We start from the raw sequence: 6,065 nt of genomic DNA, 5'->3' as shown, positions 1-6,065 counted from the left end.
CCCCCCACGACCACGCCCCACCACATGCCCGTCCTCCCCCAACCGCCGATACGCCTCCGTCACCACCCCCCGCGACACCCGCAACTCCGCCGCCAACACCCGCGACGCCGGCAACCGACCCCCCACCGGCACCCGCCCATCCGCGATCGCCTCCCGCAACCGCCCCGCCAACCACTCCGCCACCCCACCCGCCGGCGCCTCACGCACGTCCAACTGCAGGAAATCCGACCCCGAACCCACCACGACCCCCACCTCCCGACACCCCGCCGCACCCCGCGGCAGGCCCCACGGCGCCGCAGTATCCCACCACCCCGGACACGGCGAACGGCCGCCGGGCACACCCGACGGCCGTCCACCCACCCCTTCACCGCTCCGAGGGCACCCGCACCCGCCCACGGGCCAACGCCACCACCCCCACCGCCACCACCAGCGCGAACACACCCAACCCCGCACCCACCACATGCAGCGCACCCGTATACGCCGGGCCCGCCAACCCACCACCGGTCACCGCCGCCAGCACCGCACCCACCACCGCGATCGCCACCGTCTCCCCCGTGATCCGCACCGTGTTGAACATCCCCGACGCCGTCCCCGCCCGATCCTCCGCCACGCTCCCGATCGCCAACCCGTCCAACAACCCGTTCGTCACCCCGGCGCCCACACCCACCAGCACGAACGGCACCACGACCCGCCACGGCGACGCGTCCCCGTCCACCACGAGCAGCAGCGCCGCACCCGCACCGCACACCGCCACCGCACCGGCCACCAGCGGCACCGCCGGCACCCGCTTCGCGACCTCCGCACCCACCGACGGCAGCAGCACCGTCGGCAGCGTCATCGGCAGCAGCCACCACCCGGCCGCCGACGCCTCCACCCCCACCACCGTGATCAGGTACGACGGCAGGTACACCAGCAGCGGAACCAGCACCGCCATGATCGCCCCCGCCGCCACCGCGAACGCCAGGAACCGCCGGTTCGCCAACACCCCCAGATCGAACAGCGGGGCCTCCCGCCGCCGCTCCACCCGCACCAGCACCACACCCAGCACCACGGCGACCACCGCCGCACCCACCACGACCGGCGACCCGAAACCGCGCTCCGGACCCTCCACCAGCGCGGTCACCACCAGCAGCAGCGCCACGGTGAACAGCACCGCACCGGCGCCGTCGACCCGGCGCCCCGCCTCGGCGCGCGCCGCCGGCAGCAGCGGGACCAGCACCAGGACCAGGCCCGCCACCACGGCCGGCGCCGCGAAGACGCCGCGCCACCCCAGCAGCTCCACCAGCGTTCCGGCCACCGCCGGACCGAAGGCCGTACCGACCCCCAGCACCGTCCCCAGCAGCCCGAACGCGCGCTTGCGCGCCGCCCCGGAGAACGTCTCGGCCAGCAGCGACGATCCGCCGGTCACGGCCGCGGCCGCACCGACGCCGCCCGCGGCGCGCAGCCCCGCCAGGACCGCCACGTCACCGGCGAACGCGCACAGCACACCGCTCAGGAAGAACAGGCCCACACCGCACGCGAAGACGCGCCGCCGGCCGAGCACGTCGGCCAGGGCGCCGGTCACCACCAGGAAGGCCGCGAAGCACGCGTTGTAGGCGTTGATGACCCACTGGACCGCCGCGAGGTCGGCCCCGAGGGCGGACCGGATGTCGGGCAGCGCCAGGGACGCCCCGGTGATCGACAACGGGAACGTGAGTGTGGACAGCAGAACGGCCGCGAGCACGATGGCACGCCGACCGTCGAACAGAGGACTCGACACGAGAAGGCTCCGCACGGATCAGATCGGAGCCGGGGCAGCCCGAACGGCCGCACCGGCGAAGGACGCGCTGATGCGGCGAAGCGACTCAGGGGGTCACGCCGCCGCTAAGGGCGGCGGAGTCTGTCCGAGGCAGGCATGCGCGCCACCATAGCGAGCCGCCGATCCGAGGCCAACCGATTTTCCGCACGACAGCGGGGACGCGGCCCGCACCCCCGCTGTCGGCACCCGCCCAAGAGCCCTGTTGTGTTTGAAGACCGGCGGCGGAGCCGCTCCTTATGGGGTTGAGAAAAAGAATAGGTAAGACTCCAACGGCTACCTTGACAACGTAGATTTCTAACCTCGGCACGGGGAATCGCCGCCTCCGCCCACGCATCCCCTGGAGACCATCCCCCGGCCCACCCCCACCGGAGTCGCCGTCCCCGCCTCCATTCCACTCCCCCGCCGCAGAGCCCTCCGCTGCGCGCGCTCCTCTCCCCTGCGAGCACGGCGCCGGCCCCCGCGCTCACCGCGGCCGACAGGAGGACTCCCCCACCCGGTGCTCCCCCGGCGGTTCCGCGCAGCCGGATGGTTACCTCGGAGGTCATCGACCCCCGGCGTCAGCATCTGCCAAGATCACGGGCAACGGAACCGCTCGAACCTGGAGGACTCCCCATGGCCGCCTACGTCATCGCCAACCTGTACTCGGCCGTCCCGCACCCGGAGGTCGCCGAGTACATCGAGCGCATGCCCGGCACCTTCGCCCCCTACGGCGGGCGCTTCCTCGTGCACGTCACGCCGCACGAGGTGAAGGAGGGGAGCTGGGACGGCGACATCGTGATGATCGGCTTCCCGGGGATCGCCGAGGCGCGCGCCTGGTGGGACTCCCCCGCGTACCAGGAGATCGCGCCGCTCCGCTCCCGGCACATGAAGGGCGACATCATAATGATCGAGGGCGTCCCCGAGGACTACGACCCGGCCGAGACGGCACGGGCGATGCGGGAGTCGCTGGCCGAGGGCTGACCCGGTTCGGCGTCGGCCCCGGAGCCGCCCCGCTCCCCCGGACGTCAGCGGGGCGACGCCCGGCCGGGCGTCAGGCCGCCCCGGCGGCGAACGGCCCGCCGGCCGCGAACACCCGGGCGGCGAAGCGCTCCCCGATGCGGCGGTGGGTCTCGGCGTCGGGGTGCAGCCCGTCGGGTAGCGGAAGTTCGGCCTCGTCCGCCTCGCCGTACAGCTCGCGGCCGTCGAGGTGGTACAGGTGCGGGTCGTCGGCCGCCCGCTGCGCGACGATGCGGTCCAGCTCCGTGCGGATCACGCCGAGGGTGAGCTTCCCTGCGGCCCGCTCGGCGGGGTCGCCGGTTGCCCGGAACCGGACCTCGCCGACGCGCAGCGCCTCCGGGTCGAAGGCGCCCGGCCCGGGGGTGTCCTCGTGGATGGCGCAGTGGAGGGGGCCGACCACCAGCAGCGGGGTGGTGGGGTGCCCTTCGCGGATGGTGTCGAGGAGGCCGTGCACCGCCGGGCCGAACGCCCGCCGCCGCATCAGGTCGGCGTTGACCAGGTTGATGCCGATCTTGACGCTGATCAGGTCGGCGGGCGCGTCGCGCAGGGTGCGCGCGGTGAACGGGTCGAGCATGGCACCGCCGCCGAACCCGAGGTTGACCAGGTCGACCCCGCCCAGGGCGGCCGCGAGCGCCGGCCACGTGGTGCTGGGGCTCGCGGCGTTGGAGCCCTGGCTGATGGAGCTGCCGTGGTGCAGCCAGACCCGGCGGCCGCCGGTCGGGACCGGCGCGACCGGGGCGTCGGTGCGCAGGGCGACCAGCCGGGTGGTCTCGTTGTGGGGCAGCCAGATCTCGACGTCCTTGTCCCCGGCGGGCAGCCCGGTGAACCGGACGGTCCCGGGCGGGCCGGGCCGGGTCTCGGCGCCCCCGGTGGCCGGGTCGAGCACCAGGACGTCGCCGCCGGGGGCGGTGGCGCTGCAGGTGCGGCGGCCGTCGACGACCAGGTCGTAGACCCCGTCCGGGCGGGGCGGGGCGCCCCGGTAGACCACCGTGGTGCGGTGCACGTCCAGTTCGACGGCGGTGGCCCTGGTACGCAGCGCGACGCGGACGCCGGACGGCTGGGACTCGGCCATGGCGAGCTGGGCGTCGGGGACCTGCGCGCGCGCCCACGCCGGCAGCCGGTGCGGCAGCAGCCCCTGCGGCGTGGCCTCCGTGTCGAGCGCGCCGCGCAGCAGCTGCGGGGTGACGGGGGTGGTGGTCCATTCGGGTCCGGCAGCGCCGGAGGCGTCGGATCGCGGGTTCATCCCTCCACTCTGCCGCCCCGGCACCGGTCGCGTACAGCCGGTTTCCCGGCGCGGCGGCCCTCAGCGAGGACGCGGCCGTCGCCGGCGCCCTTCCGGGCGGGCGCCCGCGCCCGCAGGGCGCCGGCCATGCCGGAGGAGCCGGTTACCGGCGCCCTGGACGTCCCGGCCCCCGCTGCCCACCGAGCAGCGGCCCGGTCCCGACGCGGCCGCCGTCCCGGGCCGCCCGGCCGCCCCCTTCGCGCCTGGGTCGCCCGCGACCGGGGGCGTACCACTAGGTCGGCCCGGGCGACGGGTGCGCCCGGCCTGGCCGGGCGCACCCGCCCCGTGGGGGGTGCCGCGCCCGGCCAGGCGGCACGGCCGCCCCTGTCGGCGCGCGGGTCGCCCGCGACCTGGGGGCGTCGGTGGCGGCCCGCCCGCCGCGCGCCCGCCCACCGCCGCCCGGTCGGCGGGCACAGCCCCCGTGCGGGGGGCCGCCCGGCCCGGGCAGCCCGGCCACTCCCGTCGGGGCGCGGATGCCGCGACCTGGGGCGTTCCGCCGGCGGCCCGCCCGCGACGCCGGCCCGGCCGGGCGCGGCCCCGTGGGGGGTGCCGCGCCCGGCCGGGCCGCCCGCTCCACCGCCGCTAGAAGGCGGTCGACAGGGCCTCCAGGCCACCGTCGACCGGGACGCGCACGGCGGTGCTGAACGTGGCGTCGTAGGCGAGGTACAGCGCCGTCGCCGCCACCTCGTCCACCGTCGCGTGCCGCTTCATCGGCGTGACCTCGTCGCCGATCCGCATGAACTCCGCCTTCTGCTCCTCCGAGGCGTCCACCCCCATCGTCGGGGTGTCGGTGAACCCCGGCGCAACGGCGTTGACGCGGATGCGGCGCGGCAGCAGCTCCGCCGCGAACCCCTGGGCGAACGACCACACGGCGGCCTTCGCCCCGGCGTAGGCCATCATCCCGGGGTTGGCCCCGGTGTCGGCGACCGACGTGGTGAACACGACCGCTCCCCCGTCGGCCAGCTTCGGGGCCAGCCGCTGCACCGTGAAGAACGCGCCCTTGGCGTTGACGTCGAAGTGCCGGTCGTAGATCTCCTCCGTGACCTCCTCGAAGGGCCCCAGGCGGGAGTAGCCCTGGTTGACGAACAGGGCGTCGACGCCGCCGCCCAGCAGCTCGCCCACCCGCCCGGCGAGGGCGTCGCGGTCGGCGGCGCTCGTCACGTCGGAGCGCACCACGTGCGCCGACGGCCCGAGCACCGCCCGCGCCTCCTCCAGCCGCTTCTCGTCGCGCCCGGTGACGACCACCTCGGCGCCGCCCGCGACCAGGGCCCGTGCCATGGCCAACCCCATTCCCTGGCTGCCGCCGATCACGACCGCCCTACTCCCCCGGATCTCACCCATGTGTCCTCGTCTCCGCTCTGTCGACCACGGCCGGCGCCGCCCGCTGTGCGCGGCGGCGTCCGGCCGCCGACCGCGGTCCTTCGCGGCCGGCGGGACCACTCTGCGCGGAGGCGCTCCCGGTCGGCTCCCGGCCCGCTCCCGGCCCGCTCCCGGTCGGCTCCCGGCGGCCGCGCCGGGCGGGCGTGCGGCTCGACTACGCTGGCCGCATGCGCTTCGGGGTACTCGGTCCGGTCGCGGTGTGGACCGGCGGGGGCGAACCGGTCCGGGTGGCGGAGGCCAGGGCGCGGATGCTCCTGGCCGACCTGCTCGTCCACGAGGGGCGCCCGGTCGCCGCCGAACGCCTCATCGACGACCTGTGGGGCGGCGACCCGCCCGCCAACCCGGCCGGCGCCCTGCAGACCCGGGTGTGGACGCTGCGGCGGGCGCTTGAGGACGCCGAACCCGGCGGCCGCGCGCTCGTGGAGTCGGGCCCGGGCGGGTACGCGCTGCGGGCCGGCGCCGACACCGTCGACGCCCGGCGCTTCGACCTCCTCGCCGCGCGGGCGCGCCGCCTGCCCGACCCGGCCGAGCGTGCGGCGGGCCTGGCGGACGCGCTCGCCCTGTGGCGGGGGCCCGCGCTCGCCGACGTCGCCGACCGGGGGTTCGCCC

The 6,065-nt window shown here is 76.3% G+C and carries 6 protein-coding genes; 2 read left to right on the top strand and 4 right to left on the bottom strand.

Annotated elements, in window-relative coordinates:
- Window positions 1–462: GntR family transcriptional regulator (locus tag NT8_RS31005; RefSeq protein ID WP_245646262.1), on the bottom strand; the 462-nt coding region annotated here is incomplete at its 3' end.
- Window positions 365–1,759, bottom strand: coding sequence for an MFS transporter (locus tag NT8_RS21105; protein ID WP_281203514.1), 1,395 nt, complete (start codon window positions 1,757–1,759; stop codon window positions 365–367). The genes NT8_RS21105 and NT8_RS31005, both read right to left, overlap by 98 nt.
- Window positions 1,760–2,410: 651 nt before the next feature.
- On the opposite strand from NT8_RS21105, the gene NT8_RS21100 reads away from it, so the two are divergent.
- Window positions 2,411–2,758, top strand: coding sequence for a DUF1330 domain-containing protein (locus tag NT8_RS21100; protein WP_067972463.1), 348 nt, complete (start codon window positions 2,411–2,413; stop codon window positions 2,756–2,758).
- A gap of 70 nt (window positions 2,759–2,828) precedes the next feature.
- On the opposite strand, the gene NT8_RS21095 is transcribed toward NT8_RS21100, so the two are convergent.
- Together NT8_RS21095 and NT8_RS21090 are read right to left on the bottom strand one after the other, a co-directional pair.
- Window positions 2,829–4,037 carry a GDSL-type esterase/lipase family protein gene (locus NT8_RS21095; protein ID WP_067972459.1) on the bottom strand — a complete coding sequence of 403 codons (1,209 nt, stop codon included), beginning with the start codon at window positions 4,035–4,037 and terminating at the stop codon, window positions 2,829–2,831.
- A gap of 621 nt (window positions 4,038–4,658) precedes the next feature.
- Window positions 4,659–5,417, bottom strand: a complete 759-nt coding sequence (locus NT8_RS21090; protein ID WP_067972455.1) for an SDR family NAD(P)-dependent oxidoreductase — start codon at window positions 5,415–5,417, stop codon at window positions 4,659–4,661.
- Between the two features lie 206 nt (window positions 5,418–5,623).
- Here NT8_RS21090 and NT8_RS21085 point away from each other — a divergent pair.
- On the top strand, window positions 5,624–6,065 hold a 442-nt coding region (locus tag NT8_RS21085; protein WP_174549611.1), incomplete at its 3' end, for an AfsR/SARP family transcriptional regulator.

The sequence above is a fragment of the Nocardiopsis trehalosi NBRC 14201 genome (genome assembly GCF_001552555.1).
Taxonomy (GTDB): Bacteria; Actinomycetota; Actinomycetes; order Streptosporangiales; family Streptosporangiaceae; genus Nocardiopsis_B; species Nocardiopsis_B trehalosi.
The sequence above is the reverse complement of the archived record's forward strand: the minus strand, read 5'-3'. Positions and strand labels throughout refer to the sequence as shown.